The organism is Streptomyces sp. NPDC054872 (genome assembly GCF_053610705.1).
Window position 1 is genome coordinate 105,827 of the sequence record NZ_JBSGYY010000003.1, and the last position, 20,697, is coordinate 126,523.

The following is a 20,697-nucleotide window of genomic DNA, read 5'->3' on the forward strand; positions in this document are numbered from 1 at the left end:
GAGTCACGCGCCCGACCGGAACGGCGACGGGCACAGCCGCACGCCGCATCCGTGACCGCGAACGCATCCGCATCCGCGACCGCAACGTCCTCGCAACGTCGCCCGGAGTTGACTGAGGCACCGCCTCGACGGCGGCCCGGCAACGGTGACGGTGACCAAGGAGCGGCAGCCCATGACCGATACTCCACGCGTGGAGCTGACCCCTGCCGCCGCCGATCTGGTGCGACGCCTGCGGGACCTGCACGGTCCGCTGATGTTCCATCAGTCCGGCGGATGCTGCGACGGCAGTGCGCCCATGTGCTATCCGGAGGGCGAGTTCCGCACCGGCGGCTCCGATGTGTGCCTGGCCTCGCTGGCCGTCGAGGGCGTGGCGGAACCGGTCGCCTTCTGGATGTCGAGGAGTCAGTACGACGTGTGGAGCCACACTCGGCTGATCGTGGACGTCGTGCCGGGCCGTGGCAGCGGCTTCTCCCTCGAAGCCCCCGAAGGTGTACGTTTCCTCATCCGTTCCCGATTGGTCGGCACCTAGCCACCGGCCCTGCACCCGTCCGGCGCTGCCCTCTGGTGCACTTTCTGACCGACCCTCAGACTGGTGCGATTGGTCGGCAGGAGACTTCAGGGGGCATGGGTGGCAGCACGGCGCAGGCACATCTTGGGACGGTTCAGAACGGCGAGAGCGGCGCTCTCGGCCATGACGGCATTCGGCACGCTGGCCGGTGCGGCTCTGATGGGAGCGGCACCGGCCGGCGGCGTGGAGGCGGACGGGAGGACGGTCGCCTCGCGGATCGCGCCGGGCGTGGAGTACCGGCAGTTCGACATCGCGGCCTCGCACGGCAAGGCTCGCGCGCACGTCCTGGACGTCGACCTGAGCAACAAGAACACGAGCGTCGGCCTGCTCTATCCGGGCGCGGTGGGCGCCCGCTCCGTCGTCTCCGCGCTCGCGGACGGGGCGGGGGCCGTCGGCGGCATCAACGGCGACTTCTTCAACATTTCCGAGACCCAGCATCCGGGCGTCGAGGCCACCGGTGCGCCCGTCGGCCCTGCCGTCGCACGCGGCCGGGCCCTCAAGGCGGCGGTGCCGAACGGGCAGCGCTTCGGCCCCGCGATGCCGCCGGGCGTGACCACCGAGGCCGTGCTCGGCGTGGGCTATGACCGGCGGGCCCGCCTGGACAACCTCCGCCTCGAGGGTGAAGTGCGCACCCAGCAGGCCCGGCTGCCGCTCGGCGGGCTCAACCAGTACGCCCTCCCCGTGGGTTCCGTCGGCGCGTTCACCAGCGACTGGGGCAGCACCTCGCGGGTGCGCTCCACCTGCGGCACCGACACCAGCCGCGGCGCTCCCTGCAGCACGGACACCCATGAGGTGACGGTGCGCGGCGGCCGTGTCGTGGCGTCAGCGCCGACACCCGGCAGCGGACCGGTGGCCCACGGCACCACGGTCCTCGTCGGGCGCGAGGCGGGCGCCCAGCACCTGCGCAAGCTCTCCGTCGGCGACCGGGTCGGCGTCAAGCACCGACTGGTGGCGGCCGAGTCGCGCAGTCCGTTCCGCTTCGCGCTCGGCGGCTTCCCCGTCCTGCGCGACGGCGCCCCGCTGCCCGGCCTGGACACCGCCACCTCGGCCGTGCGGACGGCTGCCGGGATCTCCGACGACGGCCGGCGCCTCCTGCTCCTGTCCCTGGACGGCTCCCCCGAGTTCCGTACGGGACTGACCATCGCCGAAGTCGCCGACACCTTGCGGGGGTTGGGCGCACAAGACGGCTTCAGCCTGGACGGCGGCGGCTCCTCCACCCTGGTCTCGTCCGCCACGCTGGTCGCGAAGCTTCCGGGCGCCGAAGCCGTGACCGTACGCAATCACCCCAGCGGCGGCGTGGAACGCCCTGTGCCGAACGGCATCGGCGTGTTCTCCGCGGGCTGACCCGTGCCGGGGCGCGAACGCGTGCGCGGGTTCTCGACAAGTAGGGGGTGAGACCGCCGACCGGCGGTACGGATACGGAGGTCCCGTGACCACGGACCTGGACGACGACGAGCTGCTGGCCCGCACCGCGCGGGACCCGGCAGCCTTCGAACCGCTGGTGGTGCGCCACTCGGCGGCCCTCCACGGCTACTTCGCGCGCCGGGCGCCCGCGGCCGCGGACGATCTGCTCGCCGAACTCTGGCTGCGGGCCTACGCGGCCCGGCGCGGCTTCGACGCCGCCCGTGGGCCCGCGCGGGCCTGGCTGTTCGGCGTCGCCCGCAATGTGCTGTCGGCGCACTGGCGCCGGCTCGCGCAGCAGCGCACCGGCCCACCGGGCTCGCACGGTGACGACGACCCGTGGGAGGCGGTGGACGCGCGGCTCGACGCGGCCGCGGTGGGTCCGCAGCTGCGCGCACTCCTTGCCGGACTCCCGCCGGAGGAACGGGAGTTGCTTCTCCTGGTCGCCTGGGAGCAGCTCACGCCGGGCGAGGCCGCCGCGGCCGTCGGCATCCCCGCGGGGACGGCCCGCTCACGGCTGCACCGAGCCCGTACCCGGCTGCGCGCGAGCGCGCCCCTCAAGCTGACCGGAGACCTGTCATGACCGAACGCAGCGACCTGCTCGACTTTCCCGGTGCCGGGGACCTGATCGCCGCGGGCGACGTGGCGCCGCCCGCACCCGGGGCGGTGGCGGCGGCACAGGCCGCCGTGGCGGACGCCGCGCGGCGCGATACGACCGTCGTCCCGCTGCGCGGGCGGACAGTCCCGCGCCGCCGCAGGTTCCTGGTCGCCGCTGCCGCGGTGGCCGCGATCGCCGCGGGCGCCGTCGCCTATCCGGTGCTGGACCTGGGCGGCGAGCCGGCGGCCACCGCGTCGGCGGCCCAGTTCCTGAACGACATGGCGGATGTCGCGGCGGACGCCCCGGCGGCGAAGTCCCCGTACTGGAAGGTCCGTATGGAGACGGTGAACCAGGACGACGGGGATGCGACGACGACCACCTGCTTCGACCGGGCAGGCCGCATCTGGACGGTGGATGCGAGCGGTACGGTCCACGGGCCGGGCAAGGGGAGCAAGACCAAGAAGTGGCCCGTGGGCAACAAGTGGCTGACCTGGCCCGCGCTCGACAAGCTGCCCACGGGCCAGAAGGCGCTCAGCGCGCTCTTCCCGAGGGACGCCGAGAGCCGCCGCCACCAGGTGACCGCCCTGCTGGAGGACTCACCCGCGAGCCCCGAACTGCGTGCCACCCTCTTCCAGATCCTCGCGGACACCCCCGGCGTGAAGCTGATCGGTGACGTCAGGGACAGCAAGGGGCGCCCGGGTGTCGCCTTCGAGATCAGGTGGTCCACCATCGGGTTCTCGACCGGTCCCGGCAAGGACGTGAAGTACCGGATGACGGACCGCTACGTCGTCGACCCGGACACCGGCCTCCTCCTGGAGACGACCCACAAGAACCACGGCAAGAACGGCTCGGCGGACCGCTACACCTGGCTGGAGGTGGGCCCGGCCGACCGCGTCGGCTGAGCCTTCGGGGGCACCGGTTATTCACTCGGTGTCCCGCACCGCCACCAGCCCGTTGAACACGCCCACGTACGCGGTGCCGTCCGGCCCGAGGGTCACCGGGGCCCAGTTGTTGTCGTACGCGATGCCCGTGCCGGCGAGGCGCTTCCACTTGGTCTCGCCGGTGCGGAAGTCGACGGCCGTCAGGTACCAGGCGTCGACGCCGAGGCTGTTGGGCTCCTTCGTGTAGAAGTACAGCAGTCCGTTGGCGGTGGAGAGCTTGGGCACGTTCGACGGGGCGCGGACGTCGCTCTCCCACACCGTGTCGCAGCCGCTGCCGTCCTCGCGTACGTCGATCCTGCTGACGCCGCCGACGACAGTGCGCCCGAAGGTGAGCGAGGTGATGTTCTCGTAGCCGTAGTTGTTCTCGACGACGAGGCTGTTGCCCCAGCTGATCAGCGAGTTGTCGGTGGTGGACGCGCCGGAGCGGAAGACGGGGACGTTCATGCGGTCGTCGGCGTTGTCGGTGATCGCCACGTAGTCGTCGCCGCCCTGGCCGAAGAGGTCGGGGGTGGTGCCCGAACCCTGGTTCACCGAGCCGGGCTTGGTGCCCGTCCCCCGGTCGTACGTCTGGCGCCAGACGATTTTCGGGGTGCCGTCCGCGGCGGCGCGGAAGCTGTGGAGCGCGTGGTCGGAGACGATCGACACACCTTCCTCGGCGACGGAGAAGGAGTTCTGGATCTCCTCGCCGTCGAGTCGGATGGAGCGGACGTCCCCGGACGTGGGGTCCACCGTGCCGACGCGGCCCTGCCGGGTCACCCACCAGATGCGGCCCTCCCAGTCGGGCATCACCGAGGTGACCGGGTCACATTCGCCGCTCGGGTAGAGATTCGACCAGGTCACGCAGTCGTGCGGGACGTGCGCCGTCAGATCCCAGTCCTTGTCGACGACGAAGCGCCAACTGCCGTCCGCCGCCTGCTCGTGCGCGAGCCTCACGATGTGCTGCCGGGAGTCGGCGAGGACGAGCCGGTCCTCGTTGTCGAGGTAGGAGTAGGCGCCGCCCGAGGTGTCCTTGAAGATCTTCGAGAAGTCCAGGCGTGTGATGGCCTCGACGGTGGAGGGGCGCTGCGGGAGCTTGTACTCGGCGAGCGTGGCCATCGTGTCCGGGTCGAGCAGCTTGACCAGGAAGCCGGTGAACGTGCCGCAGACGGTGACGATGCGGCCGGCCTTGTCGAAGGTGACGGTGGCGCACTCACCGCCGAGCGCCGCCATCTTCTCGCTGCTGACCTGAGGCTTCTTCCCCAGCGGCCCGTTCCAGGGGTACGTTCCGCTGCCCGCCGCGTCCGCGTGCATGCCGCTGCGGCCGTTGGCGGCCAGATACGGGTGCTGCGGCGGCTGTTCGCCGGGCAGCGGGCGGGAGTCGGCGGCTGTTCCGGTGTACTGGTCGACGAGCCGGTGCCCCGGCGCCTTCGGTATGTCGTCCGCCTGGGCGACAGGCGCGAAGGACGCGGCCGAGAGGGTGAGAGCGGTCAGGGCGAGGGCACTGCTGAGGGTTCTGCGACGCGGCATGGGCCGAAGCTAGGGGCAGCGCCTTGAAGTGTCCATGGAAACATGACAGTTGTTCATGAACACGCAACGATCATGGCTGCAGGCCGCTGACGATGTCCGCGGCCGCCGTGACCCCGTTGTGGATGGTCGGCGCCATGCTCGAACTGGCCAGATAGAAGCCGAGCAGCGCACAGACCACCGCGTGCGAGAACTTCAGCGCGCCGTTGCGCAGAAAGACCACTGCCAGGATCACGAGCAGCAGCACCACAGAGACCGAGACGGCCATGGGGACAACCTCCTCCGCCACGTCAACATCGCGGCTTTGGGCCGAGTGTGGCGCAGCGGAGGGACCGTCCGGGCGACCGGCATGTCCTCCGAACGGGTGTTATGTGCCGGGACGTTGCTTCGGCCGGGCCGGGGCCTACCGCTCGCGGGTGTCGAGGAAGGCCTCGAGCCCCGCCAGGTCGTCCGTGTTCAAGTGGTCGACGCCGGCGGCGAGGAGCTCGCCCCACACCGCCTCGCGCGCCGGACCCGCCAGGTCGGGCGTCGCCCAGAAGCGGACGCGCTGCCCACGCTTGTGCGCGGCTCCGACGATGCCGCGCAGCTTGTCGCGCTCGACTGCGGGGATCGCGCCCACGCCCTGCCATCTGAAGTTGAGCGTCCAGTTGTCGCTGATCAGCGGGATGAGCGAGGCCGGCGCCGCGCTTCCCAGATCGGCGAGACGGCCGTCGTAGAAGGCGCGGCGCACGCGCTGGGCCTCCATGGGCGCGCGGGCGGCCCGGTCGCCGGAGATCACCGCGGTCACGGGACCGCGGCGCACCTTGCCGTGGGAGTACGTGGTGAACAGGTGCCGGTAGCGCCGCAGGTGCCGGTCGAGTTCCAGGTACGTCGCCGCGCCCTCGGTCTTGATGTCGATCAGGAGCTGGAAGGGGGTGCGGTGGTAGCCGCGGTACACGGAGCCGTGGTGGGCGCGGACGCGGGCCGCCAGGGGGTCCAGGTAGAGCGATTCGAGGGTGCGGGTGGGGTCGAGGTCGATCGGGTCGTGCGCGACCAGGAGCTGTCCGTCGACGAGGTAGATGTCTGCCTCGACGCTGCCGAAGCGGTGGTCGAGCGCGTCGAGCAGCGGCCGGGGGTGCTCGTAGTCGTTGTGCGCGTGGGCGCGGACGAGAGGTCGGGGATGGTGTCCTCGCTCGCTTGCCCGGGCGTACGCGGGGACGGCGGCGGTGCCGGCCAGTGCGGCACCGATGGTGAGGGCTCTACGACGGGTGACAAGTGCCACGGAGACTCCCGGAGGGACGAGGGGACGACGGGCGGGCCTCAGTGAGTATGAGGCCATGCACGCGTCAAGAAACCCCTCGGAGACGGGAGTTGGCGCTATCGACGCCCCTCGTTCATTGCGGACGCGTCACGCGTCCCGAGGGCCTCTCCCGCCAGTTCGGTCCAGTGGACGGTCCGCTCGCACCACCGCTCGAGGAGCACCCGGTCGTGGCCGACCGCGAGCAGCCCGGCGCCGCTCTCCCGCCGGTACTCCTCCACGGCGTGCACGAGTGCCGCCGTCGTCGAGGCGTCGAGCATCGCCGTCATCTCGTCGCAGATCAGCCAGCGCGGGCGGAGCACGAGGGCGCGGGCCAGGCAGGCACGCTGCAACTGACCGTCGCTGACCTCGTGCGGCCTGCGGCCGAGCAGGTCCTCGCCGAGGCCGACCGTGGCCGCCAACTCCCTTACGCGTACAGCGGCCTCGCCGCCACGCCCGGTCGCTCGCAGTGGCTCGGCGATCAGGTCCGTGAGGGTGAGGCGCGGGTCGGCGGAGAGGCGTGGCTGCTGGAAGACGACACCGAAAGCGGTGCGCTGGGCGCGGGGGGCGCGGTGCCGCCAGCCGCGGGCGGGCTCGCCGTCGATGACGACGCGGCCCGCGTCGGGCTTGTGCAGCAGCGCGGCCACGCGGGCCAGCGTCGACTTCCCGCAGCCGCTGGGGCCGAGGAGGCCGACGGAGGCGCCGGGCGCGAGCGTGAGGTCCACACCCCGCATGACGGGGGCGCGGCGGTCGTATCCGGCGGTGACGGAACGGAGTTCAAGCACGGGGTGCCTCCAGCACGGCCGCCGTATGAGGGTGGTGGCAGGCGACCCCGGCCACGGCTCGCGGCACGGTTTCGCAGGTCTCGTCCGCCCCGGCGCAGCGCGCGGCGAACGCGCATCCTTGCGGCAGCGCGGAGAGTTCGGGCGGCATGCCGGGGATCGGCGTGAAGTCCCGCTCGGGGAGGGCGTTCAGGAGGCCGCGCGCGTAGGGGTGCCGGGGTCCGGGGGTGCCGAAGAAGTCCTCGGCGTCGGCGAGTTCGACGATGCGGCTCGCGTACATCACGGCGACGCGGTCCGCGATGCGTTCGGCGGCCGCCAGGTCGTGGGTGATCAGGAGCAGCGCGCGGTCCTCGCCGACGTGCTTGCGCAGCTCGTCCACCGTGCGGTCGACGAGGTCGCGGTCGAGGCCCGTCGTCGGCTCGTCGGCGAGCAGCAGTGGCGCGTCGCCGATGAGCGCGAGCGCGGTGGCCGCGCGCTGGGCGAGGCCGCCGGAGAGTTCGTGCGGGTAGCGGTCCAGGTGTCCGGCGGGGAACGCGGCGCGCTCGGCGGCGTCCTCGGCGGCCTCGCGCAGCTGCGGGCGGCGCACGTCGGCCAGTTCCCGCAGGGTCTCCTCGAGCTGGGCGCGGACCGTGCGCACCGGGGTCAGGTGCGCGGCCGGGCTCTGCGGCACGAGGCCGACGCGCCGCCCGCGGACCGTGCGGGCCAGGGTGCGCTCGTCGGCGGTCAGCAGGTCGACGTCGCCGATGAACGCGGACCCGGCCGTCTCCGCGTTCTGCGGAAGCAGCCCGAGCAGCGCCGAGGCGAGCACGGACTTGCCGCAGCCGCTCTCGCCGACGAGGGCGAGGCACTCCCCCGCCGCGAGGTCGAAGCGGGCGTCGGTGACGGCGGAGACGTAGGTGTCGCCGCGCATGCGGAACCGTACGGAGAGTCCTCGTACGGAGAGCACCGGGGGTGAGGTGGGCGAAGGCGAGACGGGCTCGGTCACAGCATCAGCTCCGATCGGCGCCGGGGATTGATCCGTTCCCGCCAGGCGCCCGCGAGGCCCGCGATCGCCAGGGTGGGCACGATGATGAACAGGCCGGGGAAGAGCGTCGGCCACCAGTCCCCGGCGAGGAGCGAGCCGCGCGCGCTCTGCACGAGGGTGCCCAGGCTCGCCTGGTGGGTGGGCAGTCCGAGCCCGAGGAAGGACAGTGCGGACTCGTGCCAGATGGCGTGCGGCACCATCAGGACGGCGGCGAGTCCGGCTTGCGGGAGCACGCCGGGCAGCAGATGGCGCACGGTCACGCGCAGCCGCGATGCGCCGCCGGAGATGGCCGCGTCGACGTACGGACGTGATCGCAGCGAAAGGACCTCGGCGCGCACGATGCGGGCCGTGGACAGCCAGTGCGTGAGCGCCACCGAGACGACGACCGGCCATACGCCGGGCCGGAACATCGCCACGATGAAGATGCCGAGCAGCAGGTGCGGCACGGACGAGAAGACGTCCACGAGCCGCATCACGATCCGGTCGACCCAGCCTCCCGACGCGGCGGCGAGGGCGCCCACGGCGGTGCCGATGACGGTCGCGACGACGGCCGCCACGACACCCACCAGGAGCGAGACCCGCAGCCCGTACACACAGCGCAGGAGCAGGTCGCGTCCCACGTCGTCGGTGCCGAAGGGGTGCTCCCAGGACGGGGGTCGCAGCTTGGCCGCGAGGTTCACGGCCTGTTCGTCGAGGTTCACCAGGGGCGGCACGACGAGCACGGCGAGGACCACCGCCGCGACGATCACCGCGGAGGAACGCACCCGCCACGCGCGCGTGGAGCGAGTCTTCGACGCGCTCCCGAGGGAGGCACGCCAGGTCGTCGTCTCAGCCATCGAAACCCACCCTCGGGTCGGCGAGGCCGTACAGCAGGTCGGCCAGGAGGTTGCCGAGGAGCACCGCGGCCGTGGCGAGGACGGTGAGCGCGGCGAGCAGCGGGAAGTCCACGGCGGTCGCCGCCGACACGGTGGCCGCGGCGATGCCGGGCCAGCTGAAGACGGTCTCCACCAGGAGCGCCCCGGTGATCAGTTCGGGCACACGGGAGCCGATCAGCGTGAGCACCGGCAGCATGCCCGAGCGCAGCGCGTGCCCGAGCAGGACGGTCCGTTCCGCGAGACCACGCGCGCGTGCGCCCCGGACGGGGTCGTCGGTGAGCGCGTCGCCGACCCCTTGGCGTACGTAGAGCACGAACCACGGGAGCTGCGAGATCGCCAGGACGGCGGCGGGCAGCACGAGATGGCTCGCGACCTGCCCGGCGGTCACGGCCGAGCTCGCGGTGTCCGTGAGCCCGCCCGAGGGCAGCACGCCCAGCTTCAGGGCGAACAGCCAGACGGCGAGCAGCCCGATCCAGAACGGCGGGGCGGCTTCGAGCGTGTACGCGAGCGAGGTCACGGCACGGTCGAGCCAGCCGCCGGGGCGGCGCGCGGCGAGGACACCGAGCGTGGTACCGACGAGGATCGCGAGCAGGAACGCGGTGGCGGCGAGCAGCACGGACCAGCCGATGCGTTCGCCGATGACGTCGGAGACGGGCTGGCGCAGGGTGCTCGAATCGCCGAGGTCGCCGTGCACGGCCGAGGTCAGCCAGTCCCACCAGCGCTGTGCGAGCGGCTGGTCGACGCCGAGGTTGCGGCGCAGCTGGTCGAGGTTCTCCTGTGACGCGGTGAGCCCGGCCGTGCCCGCGTATGCCTTGACGGGATCGAAGGGGGACGCGGCGGCGATGGCGAAGACGCCGAAGGTGACGGCGAGCAGGACCGGGACGGCGAACAGGACCCGCCGTCCCGTCATGCGCGCCATCGGCCCCCAGGGGAGCTTCCGGAGCGCGGCCATCACTGCTGCGGCTGCCAGTCCTCGACGTTCCACCACGGTCCTGACGCGAGGCCGTGGTCGTGCGGCTCGATCTGGGTGGTCAGGTCACCGAAGCGCTTGTCGACGACGTAGAGGTGGTCGATGTGGGTGAGGAAGGTGTAGCCCGGGTTCTTCACCAGCTCGCGCTGGATGGTGTCGTACGCGGCCTGCCGCTTGGCGTGGTCGCCGCTCTCGCGGGCCTCGTCGAGCGCCTTGTCGACCTTGGGGTTGTCGTAGTGGGCCATGTTGTTGAAGCCGTCACCGGCGAGCGAGGACTTCAGGAGGGTGTACTGGTCGAAGTCCGGGTCGGCCGGGGAGCCGCCGCCCGCGAGGACCGCGTCCTTGGGCATGCGCGGCTCGATGACCTCCCATGTGCCTGCCTGGACCTCCACCTTGATGCCGATCTTCTTGGCGTCGGAGGCGTAGGCGAGGGCGTGGTCCTGGCGGAGCTTGTCGCCGGAGAGGTACCAGAGCGGGAACGTCGCCCGGACGCCGTCCTTCTCGCGGATGCCGTCCTTGCCCGGCTTCCAGCCCGCCTCGTCGAGGATCTTCTTGGCCGCGGCGAGGTCGTGCTTGCGCTCCGTGCCCTTGGTGAACCAGGGGCTGTCCGTGGGGACCGGGCCGTAGGCTTCCTTGCCCGCGCCGTCCAGGATCGAGTCGACCATGGCCTTGCGGTCGACGCCGGTGTCCAGGGCGCGCCGGACGGCGGTGTCTCCCGCGACCTTGTTGCCGGTGGGCAGGGTCACCACGCGGTAGTCGAAGGTCGTGGCGGCGTACGACTTCTTGTTGCCGTCGCGTCCGTACTTCTTCGCGAGGTTGGGCGGCAGGATCGCGCCGTCGAGCTCACCGGCGTCGAGCCGGGTGGCGCGGATGTCGTCGTCCTTGATGATCGCCATGGTGAAGTTCTTGACCTTCGGCGCGCCGCCCCAGTAGCCGGGGTTGGCCTTGAAGGTGAGCTTCTCGCCCTTGGACCACTTCACCAGCTTGTACGGGCCCGTGCCGACCGGCTTGGTGGTGAACTCCCCGGTGTTCACGTCCTGCTTGCCGGCTATGTGCTCGGGCGCGATCGGCAGGACGGTGCGCTCGGCGAACGGCGCGTAGGGGTACTTGAGGTGGAAGACGACGGTGTCGTCGTCCTTCGCCTCGACGTCTCTGACGGCGTCGAGCTCGGTCTTGGCGGCGTTGTTGGTCTTCTTGTCGAGGATCGTCTCGTACGTGAAGACGACGTCCTTGGACGTGAAGGGCTTGCCGTCGCTGAACTTGACGCCCTCGCGCAGCTTGTAGGTGTACGTCTTGCCGTCGTCGTCGACCTTGGGCAGCTCGGCCGCGAGGGCGGGCTTCAGTTTCATGTCGGCGTCGTGCGTGAGCAGACCGTCGAAGATCTTGGAGTTGCCGTCCTTGCCGTAGCCGAGGAGCGGGCTCAGGGTGTCCGGTTCGTACGCGATGCCGACGACCGCGGAATCCTTGGCGCCGCCCGCGCTCTTCCCGTCGCCCGGCGCCGAACAGGCCGACGCGGCGACCGCCAGTGAGGCGGCCGCCGCTACCGCGCCCGTACCCCGTATCGATCGGGCCCTCATGCTCCACACCCCTACTGAAGATCAAACGTTATTGCGAACGGGTCGCAATTATGCCTCATGTAATGGGTGGGTAAAACGTGCGGTCCATACCGAGTGGATCACGGTGCCCGGGTCCCGGGAGGGGTCAGGGAGCCGGCAGATGCACGCGGGCGGCCAGCTCCTCCCGGTGGCGCCCCACCGTGCCGAGCGCGATCGAGTCGGCCTTGGCCCGCTTGAGGTAGAGGTGGACGGGGTGCTCCCACGTCATGCCGATGCCGCCGTGCAGCTGGAGCGCCTCCTCGGCGACGTGCACCGTGGCCGGTGACGCGTAGGCCTGCGCGAGAGCCGCCGCGACATCGGCGTCCTCGTCTCCGGCGGCCAGGGTGTCGGCCGCGTTGCGAGCGGCGGCACGGAGGTTGACCACCTCCAGCCAGAGCTGGGCCAGGCGGTGCTTGAGCGCCTGGAAGGACCCGACCGGGCGGTTGAACTGGTGCCGCTCCTTCGTGTGCCGGACCGTTTCGGTCAAGCACCAGTCGGCGAGGCCCAGTTGCTCGGACGCGAGGAGTCCGGCCCCTGCCCGCAGCCCTCGCCGTACGGCGGGCGCGGCCTCCGGGCCGACCGCACGCGCGCGTGCCCCCTCGAAGGTGACGGTGGCCAGCGGCCGTGTCAGGTCGAGCGAGGTCTGGGGCGCGACGCTCACACCTGCGTCGGCCGCGTCCACCGCGTACAGCCCCGCGTCCGTCGGCACGAGAAGCACGTCGACGGCGACCGCGTCGGCGACACCGGTGACGCTGCCGTGCAGGGCACCACTCTCCACCCGTACGTCGGGCAGGGCGCCGCCGGGAGCGGTGGTCAACGGCACGGCGAGCGCGCCGATCGTGCGTCCCGAGGCGAGCGCGGCGAGGAGTTCCCTCGCCGCGTCGCCGTCGCAGGCCAGCAGCGTCTCGGTCGCGATGACGGCACTGGTCAGATAGGGCACGGGCGCCACCGCGCGGCCCAACTCCTCCAGGACGACGGCGGCTTCGCGGTGCGTGGCTCCCTGACCGCCGAGACTCTCGGGCACGAGCAGGCCCGCGAGCCCCATGCCGTCCGTGAGCGCCTTCCACAGCTCGCGGTCGTGCGGTTCCGCGGTCTCGGTGCGGGCGAGCACGGCGGTGGCGTCGCAGTGGTCGGCGAGGAGGCCGCGCACCACGGAGCGCAGCGCCTCCTCCTCTTCGGAGTACAGCAGGTCGCGCGGCGCGGGCTGCGGGCTCTGTGCGGTCTGCGTACTCATCGGGCGAGGTCCTTCCAGGCGACGTCCTTGTCGGTGCGCGGCTCGGAGGGCAGTCCGAGCACGCGCTCGGCGACGATGTTGAGCAGCACTTCGCTCGTGCCGCCCTCGATGCTGTTGCCCTTGGCCCGCAGATAGCGATAGCCCGCGTCACGGCCGACGAAGTCGACCTTCGCGGGCCGCCGCATCGTCCAGTCCTCGTACAACAGCCCTTCCTCGCCCAGGAGTTCCACCTCCAGGCCGCTGATCTCCTGGTTCAGACGGGCGAACCCGAGCTTCATGCCCGAGCCCTCCGGACCCGGCTGCCCCGCGACGAGCTGCTGCCGCAGGCGCTCCCCGGTGACCCGGGCGACCTCGGCCTCGACCCACAGCTTGAGAAGCCGCTGGTGCAAATCGTGCGTGCGCAGCTCGGGACGATCGCGCCAGACCTCGACGACCGGGCCGATCATGCCGCCCTCCCGCGGGATGCGGCTGCCGCCGATGGACACGCGCTCGTTCATGAGGGTGGTCTGCGCGACCTTCCAGCCGTCGCCGATCTCGCCCAGGCGGTGCGCGTCCGGGATGCGTACGTCGGTGAGGAAGACCTCGTTGAACTCGGCCTCGCCGGTGATCTGGCGCAGCGGGCGGACATCGACGCCCGGGTCGGTCATGTCGCAGACGAAGTACGTGATGCCTCGGTGCTTGGGCACCTCGGGGTCGGTGCGGGCGATGAGGATGGCCCAGCGGGCGGCGTGCGCGCCGGACGTCCACACCTTCTGCCCGTTGACCACCCAGGCATCGCCGTCACGGACGGCGCGGGTGCCCAGGGCGGCGAGGTCGGACCCGGCGCCCGGCTCGCTGAAGAGCTGGCACCACACCTCGTCGCCGACCCACAGCGGACGCAGGAAGTTCCGCTTCTGCTCCTCGGTGCCGAAGCGCAGGATGGTCGGCGCGGCCATGCCGAGGCCGATCCCGATGCGGCGCGGGTCGTTGTCGGGCGCGCCCGCGGCCTCCAACTCGGCGTCCACGACAGCCTGCAGGGAACGCGGAGCCCCGATACCGCCGAGCCCTGCCGGGTAGTGCACCCAGGCGAGACCGGCATCGAAGCGGGCCTTCAGGAAGGCCGCTCGTTCCGTCGCCGCCGGCGGATTCGCGGCGAGGAACTCCTGGGTGCGCAGACGCAGTTCGGCGGCATCGGTCATGCGTCGCCTCCCGCGGGGACCACGGCCACCCGCCCCGTGGTGACGCCGTCCGCGACCCGCTGGACGGCGGCGGCAGCGTCGCTCAGCGGCACGCGCTCGCTGATGAGCGGCTTGATGGCGCCCTTGGCCGCGAGCTGGGTGAGTTCCTCGTGGCAGCGGAGGATGGCCTGCGGGTCCTTGGCGTTGTAGAGACCCCAGTGCAGTCCGAGGACCGCGTAGTTCTTCACCAGGGCGTGGTTGAGCGCGGGTGTCGGGATGACACCGCTCGCGAAGCCGACGACGATGATCCGCCCCTCGAAGGCGACGCACTTCGTGGACTGCGTGTACGCGTCGCCGCCCACGGGGTCGTAGATGACGTCGGCGCCACGGCCGCCGGTCGCTTCCTTCACCGCGCCGATGACGTTCTCCGTACGCCGGTCGATGACCAGGTCGCAGCCGAGCTCCCGCGCGACCTCGGCCTTCGCCGCGCCGCCGACGACACCGATGACCTTGGCGCCCGCCGCCTTGCCGAGCTGGACGGCGGCGCTGCCGACGCCACCGGCTGCCGCGTGCACCAGGAGGGTCTCACCCTCCTGGAGGTGTGCGCGGCGGTGGAGTCCGAACCAGCCCGTCTGGTAGCCGATGTGCAGCGCGGCGGCCTCGGCGTCGTCCAGGGCGTCGGGTGCGGGCAGCACGGCCGCCGCGTCCGCGATCGCGTACTCGGCGAAGCCGCCGTACGGAAGAGCGGGGTTGGCGATCACGCGCCGCCCGTCCTCGGTCTCGCCGCAGATCTCCACGCCGGGCGTGAACGGCAGCGGGGGCGTGACCTGGTACTGCCCGCGGCAGAGCAGGGCGTCCGGGAAGTTGATGTTGGCGGCGCGGACCTTGAGGAGCAGTTGTCCCTCGCCGGGCACCGGCCGGTCCACGTCTTCGAGGCGCATCACCGCGCTCGGCTCGCCGTTCTGGTGCACTTGCCATGCCTGCATGCGGGGCCTCCACGGGGCTTTCGTAGACCGGGCTCCGTCGCATACTAAGCGGTCGCTTGCAGGCAGGGGAACCGTCTCGTCAGTCCGTTTCGCGCTTCTGCCGGGAGGGCCGCGCCCGTACGTGCATCCGCTCGCCCTGCGGCCCGAACAGGCTGAGAAATTCCGCGGGCCCCTCCCCCGTGGACCCGAACCAGTGCGGAAGCCGCGTATCGAACTCCGCCGCCTCGCCCGCCGTGAGGATCACGTCATGATCGGCGAGTACGAGACGCAGCCGGCCGGACAGCACGTACAGCCACTCGTATCCCTCGTGGGTCTGGAGGTCGGGCTCCGTGGAACGCTGGGGCTCGAACACCTTGTACGCCTGGAGACCGCCGGGCTGGCGGGTCAGCGGGACCATCGTGCGGCCGTGCCGGACGATCGGCTTGGCCCGGACCCGCGGGTCGCCGACGGGCGGGGCGCCGACCAGCTCGTCCAGGGGGACCTGGTGGGCGCGAGCGATGGGGAGCAGGAGTTCGAGGCTGGGCTTGCGCCCCCCGGACTCCAGGCGCGACAGGGTGCTCACCGAGATCCCGGTGGCCTCCGCGAGGCCCGCGAGCGTCGCGCCGCGCTCCTTGCGGATCCTCCGCAGCCGAGGGCCCACCTCGGCCAGCACGCCGTCCAGATTCGCGCCGTCGTCACCCTTCGCCGCCACATCCGCCGCCTTGCCCGCTGTCTCGTTCTTTGCCATACCTCCATTGCAGGATCAGCAAAGGAGATTGTCAATAACGCACCATTGCCGGGACAGCTCCCGCTGCGGGCCGGCGGCACGACGTGCGCACGAGCATGGAGCTTTCGCGCATGACGCGGTATCGATGCCGTCATGACGGCCCATATGAGCGATGGCACGCCACCGGGACTCCCGGCCCCCGCCCCGCCCGGCACGAGCGCCCTGCCCGCGGGGACGTACGACGGATCAGTCGTCCTCGTGACCGGCGGCGGCAGTGGCCTCGGCAAGGCGATCGCCACGGAGTTCGCGCGGCTCGGGGCGGATCTCGTGATCGCCGGCCGCAAGGCAGAGCGGCTGAAGGCGGCGCGGGACGAACTCGCGGGACTCGGCGGGCGGGTGGCGGCCACCCCATGTGACATCCGGGACCCGGAGCGCGTCGCCGAGGTCTTCGACGCGGCTCAGGAGGCGTACGGCCTGCCGGATGTCCTGGTCAACAACGCGGCGGCGAACTTCCCCGTGCCCGCCGAGGACATGTCCCCGAACGCGTGGCGCTCGGTCGTGGACATCACGCTGAACGGAACGTTCTTCATGACGCGGGAATTCGCCCGCCGCCACCTCGCGGCGGGCACACCCGGCTCCGTCATCAACATCGGGGCGTCGTACGCGTGGACGGGCGGCCCCGGCTTCGCGCACAGCGCGGCGGCCAAGGCGGGCGTGAAGAGCCTCGTCGAGAGCCTGGCGGTGGAGTGGGGCCCGTACGGGATCCAGGTCAACGGCCTGGTGCCGGGGCTGATGCCGCACGAGGACATGACCGCCGACATCCGCGGAAACCTCGACCGGGCCGCGAGCACGGAGGGACGCGAACCGAGCTCCCTTCGGGGGGAGTTGGGATCGCGCCAGCCGGCCCTGCGTGTCGGCGCCCCGCGCGAACTCGGCTGGGCCGCGACCTTCCTGGCCTCGCCCTACGCGCGGTTCATCACCGGGCACACCCTGGTCGTCGACGGCGCGAACTGGCAGCGCAGGGGCCTGGTGAGCCCGGAGGTGGTGACCGTGCGCGAGCAGCTGGGGCGGGGCCCCTTCGAGGCGTAGCGCCACCTCACGAGAGCCGCGGCGGGCCCTACTTCCCCTCGAAGGCGGCGGCCCGCCGCTCCCCCTTCGCCGCGTACCCGGCACGCGAGTCCTCGGACGTCAGCGTGATCGCCGCGTTCATCGCCACCCGGTCGAGAGCCGCGTCCATCCCCGCGTCCGCGTACGCGTCGATGCCCCGCTTGATGCCCTGGACGGCCAGCGGGCCGTTCGCCGCGATCTCCGCGGCGATCTCACGGGCCGTCTTGGTCACCTCGTCGACGGGAGTGACGAGTTGGACGAGCCGCAGCCGTTCAGCTGTGGCCGCGTCGATGCGGCGCCCGGTGAGCGAGAGCAGCTTGGCCCAGCCCGCACCGGCCTCGCGCGCGATGCGCAGATCGCCGCCCGCGTCCACCGCGACCCCGATCTGCGCCTCGGGCAGCGCGAACACCGCGTCGTCGGACGCGATCCGTACGTCCGCCATCAGCGCGAGTTCGAAGCCGAACCCGAGGCAGTACCCCTGCACGGCGGCGACGATGGGCTGCGGGAGACCGGCGAAGGCGCGGAAGCGTTCATGGACCCAGCGCAGGGCCTCGTAGTAGTTGCGCGTGCGCTCGGAGCCCGAACGGCCCTCGATGGCACCGCCGACGTGCGCGGTGATGTCGATCCCCGCGCAGAAGGCCCGCCCCTCCGCCCGCAGCAGCACCACCCTGATCGAGTCGTCGAAACGGATCCGGTCGGCGAAGATGCCCAACTGGCGCGTGGACTCCCAGCTCCACGCGTTGAGCTTCTTCGGGTGGCAGAGGGTGAGGACGCCGATGCCGTCCTCGATGTCGAGGCGCAGCCGCTCCTCACCCTCCGGGATGTCCGTGCCGATGGTGTCGATCATCCAGCACCAGCTCCTGCCTACGTTTCTGACGGCCCGTCAGTGATGTGACGCGCCGTCAGCTTAGTGGCGCGGGCTCAACGGCTGAAGACCTCGAAGGACACCGCGGGCTTCCCGCCGAAACGCGGCGCCACGCGCTGCGCGTTGCCGGTCAAGAACTCCCGGCAGTACTTCTCGGGGTCCTCCTGGGTCAAGCCCTCGATGTACGTGCGGTGTTCGAGGAGCGAGCGCACGGACCGTTCGAGCCCCGCCGTGGCGTCCGCGGCGTGCGTGGGCGACGAGGAACCGGCGACGGCCACCCAGCGCACGCCGTTCCAGGGTTCGAGCGCGTCCTCCTCGATCAGCTCGGGGAAGATCCAGCGGTTGCCCGCGTCGGCCACGGCGTCCAGGGTGGCGCGGCCGACGGCGACGTGGTCCGGGGTGTTCCAGGCGACGCCGCCCCACGTGTCGCGGTGGTTCAGCGTGATCACGAGCTCGGGCCGGTGCCTGCGGACCGCGGCGGCGATCTCCCGGCGCAGCGTGATCCCGTACTCGATCACGCCGTCCCTGTGGTCGAGGAACTCGACGGTCGACACGCCGACGACGGCCGCGCTCGCCCGCTGCTCGCGCTCGCGCAGCGGGCCGCACGTGGCGGGCTCAAGCGTGTCGATGCCCGCCTCGCCGCGGCTGGCCAGCAGGTAGGAGACCTCACGGCCGCCGTCCGTCCACCCGGCGATCGCGGCCGAGCAGCCGTACTCCAGGTCATCGGGGTGGGCGACGACGGCGAGGGCCCGCTGCCAGTCCTCGGGCATGGGCGTGAGCTGGTCGTTCTCGTTCAACGGCTCTGTCATGCCCGCAGCCTAGCTTCGCGGGACCCTGTCGCGGAGGGCTCAGGCCTCGCCCCTCGCGAGGGCGAGGAGCCGGTCCAGGACGCGGGGCGAGCCCACCCGGAGCCCGTCGTGCTCGTACTCGTCGGTGACCCAGGTCCGCAGGCCGCGGATGGAACGGGCGGTGCGCAGCGAGTGGCCGGTGTCGACGTACATGTCGTCGTGGTAGATCGCGGCGGCGGCCGGCACCTCGTTCGCGGCCAGGCGCGCCGTGTCGTACAGCGGCGCCCAACCGGTGCGCGCGGCAAGGAGGTCGGCGGTCTCCCGCAGCGGCCTCAGGGCCGGGTCGCAGTCGAACTGCCAGCGCTGGACGGCTTCGCCGGTGAAGAGGAGCGGCGCGTCCCCGGCGAGCGCCTTGCCGGGGTCGAACTGCGGGAACTCGCCGCGCAGCCGCTGGGCCGACCAGTCGGTGGGGCGTTCGCCCTGGCCGTAGATGGTCTCGTGCAGCAGGGCGAAGAGCGGGTGTCCGCGGTGCGAGAGGGCGGTCTGTACGGCTTCCTGGAAGGCGTCGGAGAGCGTGTGCCCCGCCGGGGTCCGCACGAAGGCGTCTTCGAGGAGGTAGTGGAGGCGGTGGCTGCCGTCACTCATGCCGAGCAGCATGCCGAGGGACTGGAACGCCTCGACGGTGAGCCGGTAGCCGCCGTCGAGCACCGTCTCGTGCTCGGCGAGGTGTGCGGCGATGCGGCGGGCGCGCTCGACGTCCTGGGGGTAGCGGGCGTAGTGGGCGGCGGTCTTGCGCTCCATGCGCGGATAGGCGGCGCGGTAGACGTCGTCGGCGTGGCCGTCGAGTGCGGGCAGCCCGCCGGTGATGATGGCGGTGTGCAGTCCTTCGGGGGCCGCCGAAAGGTAGTGGGTCGCGCAGAAGCCGCCGAAGCTCTGGCCGAGGACGGTCCAGGGGGCGCCGCCGGTCAGCTCGCGCCGGATCAGCTCGCAGTCGCGGACGATCGAATCGGCGCGGAAGTGCGTCAGGTAGTCGGCCTGTTCACGGGGGCCGCCGCGCAGCGGGAGCGTCTGGCGCGTGGCCGGGGTGGAGCTGCCTGTGCCGCGCTGGTCGAGGAGCAGTACCCGGTAGTCCTGCAGGGCCCTGCCGAGCCACGCCTCTTTGCCCACGAAGCGGTTGGCCCCGAATCCCGGGCCGCCCTGGAGGTACACCAGCCACGGCAGGTCGGCCCCGTGGTCCCCGTGCGTGCTCGCCACGGCCTCGCGGGCGAAGACCTCGATCCGCTCCCCCGCCGGGTCGTCGTGGTCGAGGGGCACGGAGAAGCGGTGGTCGGTGAGGACGACGCCGGGCTGACGGTAGGAGGCGGTGGCGGTCAAGAGGGCTCCTGGGGCGAATGCGGAACGGGACGCTTCGCCCCAGTTCAGCACACCCATCGCGCGGGTCGTCAGCGGGTCTTCAGTGCATGGGCGCGGTCAGCGGGGCGCCAGACTGGATCGTCGCACCACGAGCTCCGGCTGGAGCACCACCCGCCGGTGATCATGGTCGTCGGTGTCCGACTCGGTCTCCTCCAGGAGGAGTTCCGCGGCCATCGCGCCCATCTTGATGGCGGGCTGGCGCACCGAGGTGAGCGGGACGACGGCAGCGGCGGCGAACTCGATGTCGTCGTAGCCGACGATGGCGATGTCCTCGGGCACACTCACCCCCGCCGCGTACATCGCCTGAAGCACCCCCAGAGCGAGCAGGTCGTTGGCGCAGAAGACGGCGGTCGGCCGCTCGGCGAGGCCGAGGACGCGGGCGCCCGCGTCACGCCCGGCGGCCACGTCGAGGCGCTCGGTGGGCAGTTCCCGCAGCGCCGAAGCGGGCAGACCGGCCTCGGCGAGGGCCTGCAGCGCCCCTTCCCTGCGGTCCTTGACCTGGTTGAGTCCGGGCGGGCCGCTCACGTACGCGATGCTGCGGTGCCCCGTGTCGAGGAGATGGCGCACCGCGAGCGCCCCGCCCAGGACGTCGTCCACGGAGACGGAGCACTCGGTGGCGCCCTCGGCGACGCGGTCGACCAGGACGAAGGGGATGTTGTGCCTGCGGAAGGCCTCGATGTTGCGGCCCGTCGCGTCGGCCGGGGTCAGCAGGACACCGCGTACCCGCTGTTCGGCGAAGAGCGCCAGATACTCGGCCTCTTCGGAGGGGCTCTGTCCGCTGTTGCACATCATGACGCGCAGCCCCGCGTCGCGCGGGGGCCGCCCCCGGCGCCGCCGGCCCGGCCCGCCACAGCTTTTTGGCGCGAGGAGCCCCACCACCCCCCCCGAGACGGGGGGGCCCCCCCCCC

The 20,697-nt window shown here is 71.9% G+C and carries 20 protein-coding genes and 1 pseudogene; 5 read left to right on the forward strand and 16 right to left on the reverse strand.

From position 1 onward, the window contains the following. Window positions 1-172: 172 nt before the first annotated feature. The 4 genes from ACWGIH_RS04555 to ACWGIH_RS04570 all read left to right on the forward strand — a co-directional run bounded on the left by ACWGIH_RS04555 (window position 173) and on the right by ACWGIH_RS04570 (window position 3,469). A complete protein-coding gene (locus tag ACWGIH_RS04555) occupies window positions 173-529 on the forward strand; it encodes a DUF779 domain-containing protein (protein ID WP_453443049.1) in 357 nt (118 codons plus the stop codon). Window positions 530-691: 162 nt separating this feature from the next. Continuing rightward, window positions 692-1,912, forward strand: a complete 1,221-nt coding sequence (locus ACWGIH_RS04560) for a phosphodiester glycosidase family protein (protein ID WP_453443050.1) — start codon at window positions 692-694, stop codon at window positions 1,910-1,912. 85 nt (window positions 1,913-1,997) lie between these two features. Next, window positions 1,998-2,552 (forward strand): RNA polymerase sigma factor, encoded by a 555-nt coding sequence (locus ACWGIH_RS04565; RefSeq protein ID WP_453443052.1) that lies wholly within the window; start codon window positions 1,998-2,000, stop codon window positions 2,550-2,552. Next, window positions 2,549-3,469 carry a hypothetical protein gene (locus tag ACWGIH_RS04570; protein WP_453443053.1) on the forward strand — a complete coding sequence of 307 codons (921 nt, stop codon included), beginning with the start codon at window positions 2,549-2,551 and terminating at the stop codon, window positions 3,467-3,469. The genes ACWGIH_RS04565 and ACWGIH_RS04570 overlap by 4 nt, the downstream gene beginning before the upstream one ends. A 21-nt stretch (window positions 3,470-3,490) precedes the next feature. Here ACWGIH_RS04570 and ACWGIH_RS04575 read toward each other — a convergent pair whose 3' ends face one another. The 12 genes from ACWGIH_RS04575 to ACWGIH_RS04630 all read right to left on the reverse strand — a co-directional run bounded on the left by ACWGIH_RS04575 (window position 3,491) and on the right by ACWGIH_RS04630 (window position 15,637). Further along, window positions 3,491-5,014: a hypothetical protein gene (locus tag ACWGIH_RS04575; protein ID WP_453443055.1), complete on the reverse strand. Its 1,524-nt coding sequence runs from the start codon at window positions 5,012-5,014 to the stop codon at window positions 3,491-3,493. 70 nt (window positions 5,015-5,084) lie between these two features. Next, a complete protein-coding gene (locus ACWGIH_RS04580) occupies window positions 5,085-5,279 on the reverse strand; it encodes a hypothetical protein (RefSeq protein ID WP_363206092.1) in 195 nt (64 codons plus the stop codon). A gap of 135 nt (window positions 5,280-5,414) precedes the next feature. Further along, on the reverse strand, window positions 5,415-6,272 hold the full coding sequence (locus ACWGIH_RS04585; protein WP_453443057.1) for a phosphatidylinositol-specific phospholipase C/glycerophosphodiester phosphodiesterase family protein: 858 nt from the start codon (window positions 6,270-6,272) through the stop codon (window positions 5,415-5,417). 95 nt (window positions 6,273-6,367) lie between these two features. Beyond that, window positions 6,368-7,072, reverse strand: a complete 705-nt coding sequence (locus tag ACWGIH_RS04590) for an ABC transporter ATP-binding protein (RefSeq protein ID WP_453443059.1) — start codon at window positions 7,070-7,072, stop codon at window positions 6,368-6,370. Further along, window positions 7,065-7,979 (reverse strand): ABC transporter ATP-binding protein, encoded by a 915-nt coding sequence (locus ACWGIH_RS04595; RefSeq protein ID WP_453443209.1) that lies wholly within the window; start codon window positions 7,977-7,979, stop codon window positions 7,065-7,067. Before ACWGIH_RS04595 ends, ACWGIH_RS04590 begins: the two co-directional genes overlap by 8 nt. 71 nt (window positions 7,980-8,050) lie before the next feature. Beyond that, window positions 8,051-8,929, reverse strand: a complete 879-nt coding sequence (locus tag ACWGIH_RS04600; protein WP_453443061.1) for an ABC transporter permease — start codon at window positions 8,927-8,929, stop codon at window positions 8,051-8,053. Beyond that, window positions 8,922-9,887, reverse strand: coding sequence for an ABC transporter permease (locus tag ACWGIH_RS04605; protein WP_453443062.1), 966 nt, complete (start codon window positions 9,885-9,887; stop codon window positions 8,922-8,924). Before ACWGIH_RS04605 ends, ACWGIH_RS04600 begins: the two co-directional genes overlap by 8 nt. Window positions 9,888-9,919: 32 nt before the next feature. Next, window positions 9,920-11,515 (reverse strand): ABC transporter substrate-binding protein, encoded by a 1,596-nt coding sequence (locus ACWGIH_RS04610; protein ID WP_453443063.1) that lies wholly within the window; start codon window positions 11,513-11,515, stop codon window positions 9,920-9,922. A gap of 124 nt (window positions 11,516-11,639) precedes the next feature. Beyond that, entirely contained in the window at window positions 11,640-12,767 is a 1,128-nt protein-coding gene (locus tag ACWGIH_RS04615) for an acyl-CoA dehydrogenase family protein (protein WP_453443065.1), read from the reverse strand. Beyond that, entirely contained in the window at window positions 12,764-13,945 is a 1,182-nt protein-coding gene (locus ACWGIH_RS04620) for an acyl-CoA dehydrogenase family protein (RefSeq protein WP_453443066.1), read from the reverse strand. Before ACWGIH_RS04620 ends, ACWGIH_RS04615 begins: the two co-directional genes overlap by 4 nt. Beyond that, complete coding sequence (locus ACWGIH_RS04625; protein ID WP_453443068.1) at window positions 13,942-14,910, reverse strand: NADPH:quinone oxidoreductase family protein; 969 nt, start codon at window positions 14,908-14,910, stop codon at window positions 13,942-13,944. Before ACWGIH_RS04625 ends, ACWGIH_RS04620 begins: the two co-directional genes overlap by 4 nt. A gap of 79 nt (window positions 14,911-14,989) precedes the next feature. After that, complete coding sequence (locus ACWGIH_RS04630) at window positions 14,990-15,637, reverse strand: helix-turn-helix domain-containing protein (RefSeq protein ID WP_453443070.1); 648 nt, start codon at window positions 15,635-15,637, stop codon at window positions 14,990-14,992. Window positions 15,638-15,769: 132 nt separating this feature from the next. Here ACWGIH_RS04630 and ACWGIH_RS04635 point away from each other — a divergent pair, with 132 nt between their 5' ends. Next, a complete protein-coding gene (locus ACWGIH_RS04635) occupies window positions 15,770-16,705 on the forward strand; it encodes an SDR family oxidoreductase (protein WP_453443071.1) in 936 nt (311 codons plus the stop codon). 28 nt (window positions 16,706-16,733) lie between these two features. Here the strand turns inward: ACWGIH_RS04635 and ACWGIH_RS04640 are convergent, their stop codons facing one another. The 4 genes and pseudogenes from ACWGIH_RS04640 to ACWGIH_RS04655 all read right to left on the reverse strand — a co-directional run. Then, on the reverse strand, window positions 16,734-17,570 hold the full coding sequence (locus tag ACWGIH_RS04640) for an enoyl-CoA hydratase/isomerase family protein (protein WP_453443072.1): 837 nt from the start codon (window positions 17,568-17,570) through the stop codon (window positions 16,734-16,736). Window positions 17,571-17,644: 74 nt separating this feature from the next. After that, window positions 17,645-18,397, reverse strand: a complete 753-nt coding sequence (locus tag ACWGIH_RS04645; RefSeq protein WP_453443073.1) for a PIG-L deacetylase family protein — start codon at window positions 18,395-18,397, stop codon at window positions 17,645-17,647. Between the two features lie 39 nt (window positions 18,398-18,436). Next, a complete protein-coding gene (locus tag ACWGIH_RS04650) occupies window positions 18,437-19,807 on the reverse strand; it encodes an alpha/beta fold hydrolase (RefSeq protein ID WP_453443075.1) in 1,371 nt (456 codons plus the stop codon). Window positions 19,808-19,846: 39 nt separating this feature from the next. Next, window positions 19,847-20,602: pseudogene (locus ACWGIH_RS04655) on the reverse strand (substrate-binding domain-containing protein); the annotation flags it as partial. Window positions 20,603-20,697: the final 95 nt, after the last annotated feature.

Excerpts from the sequence above, each read along its gene's own strand:
- ACWGIH_RS04620 (WP_453443066.1), bottom strand. The coding sequence starts at position 13,945 with ATGACCGATGCCGCCGAACTGCGTCTGCGCACCCAGGAGTTCCTCGCC.
- ACWGIH_RS04650 (WP_453443075.1), bottom strand. The coding sequence starts at position 19,807 with ATGGGTGTGCTGAACTGGGGCGAAGCGTCCCGTTCCGCATTCGCCCCA.
- ACWGIH_RS04630 (WP_453443070.1), bottom strand. The coding sequence starts at position 15,637 with ATGGCAAAGAACGAGACAGCGGGCAAGGCGGCGGATGTGGCGGCGAAG.
- ACWGIH_RS04605 (WP_453443062.1), bottom strand. The coding sequence starts at position 9,887 with ATGGCGCGCATGACGGGACGGCGGGTCCTGTTCGCCGTCCCGGTCCTG.
- ACWGIH_RS04560 (WP_453443050.1), top strand. The coding sequence starts at position 692 with ATGACGGCATTCGGCACGCTGGCCGGTGCGGCTCTGATGGGAGCGGCA.
- ACWGIH_RS04635 (WP_453443071.1), top strand. The coding sequence starts at position 15,770 with ATGACGGCCCATATGAGCGATGGCACGCCACCGGGACTCCCGGCCCCC.
- ACWGIH_RS04595 (WP_453443209.1), bottom strand. The coding sequence starts at position 7,979 with ATGCGCGGCGACACCTACGTCTCCGCCGTCACCGACGCCCGCTTCGAC.
- ACWGIH_RS04580 (WP_363206092.1), bottom strand. The coding sequence starts at position 5,279 with ATGGCCGTCTCGGTCTCTGTGGTGCTGCTGCTCGTGATCCTGGCAGTG.
- ACWGIH_RS04600 (WP_453443061.1), bottom strand. The coding sequence starts at position 8,929 with ATGGCTGAGACGACGACCTGGCGTGCCTCCCTCGGGAGCGCGTCGAAG.
- ACWGIH_RS04610 (WP_453443063.1), bottom strand. The coding sequence starts at position 11,515 with ATGAGGGCCCGATCGATACGGGGTACGGGCGCGGTAGCGGCGGCCGCC.
- ACWGIH_RS04615 (WP_453443065.1), bottom strand. The coding sequence starts at position 12,767 with ATGAGTACGCAGACCGCACAGAGCCCGCAGCCCGCGCCGCGCGACCTG.
- ACWGIH_RS04625 (WP_453443068.1), bottom strand. The coding sequence starts at position 14,910 with ATGCAGGCATGGCAAGTGCACCAGAACGGCGAGCCGAGCGCGGTGATG.
- ACWGIH_RS04555 (WP_453443049.1), top strand. The coding sequence starts at position 173 with ATGACCGATACTCCACGCGTGGAGCTGACCCCTGCCGCCGCCGATCTG.
- ACWGIH_RS04640 (WP_453443072.1), bottom strand. The coding sequence starts at position 17,570 with ATGATCGACACCATCGGCACGGACATCCCGGAGGGTGAGGAGCGGCTG.
- ACWGIH_RS04645 (WP_453443073.1), bottom strand. The coding sequence starts at position 18,397 with ATGACAGAGCCGTTGAACGAGAACGACCAGCTCACGCCCATGCCCGAG.
- ACWGIH_RS04570 (WP_453443053.1), top strand. The coding sequence starts at position 2,549 with ATGACCGAACGCAGCGACCTGCTCGACTTTCCCGGTGCCGGGGACCTG.
- ACWGIH_RS04575 (WP_453443055.1), bottom strand. The coding sequence starts at position 5,014 with ATGCCGCGTCGCAGAACCCTCAGCAGTGCCCTCGCCCTGACCGCTCTC.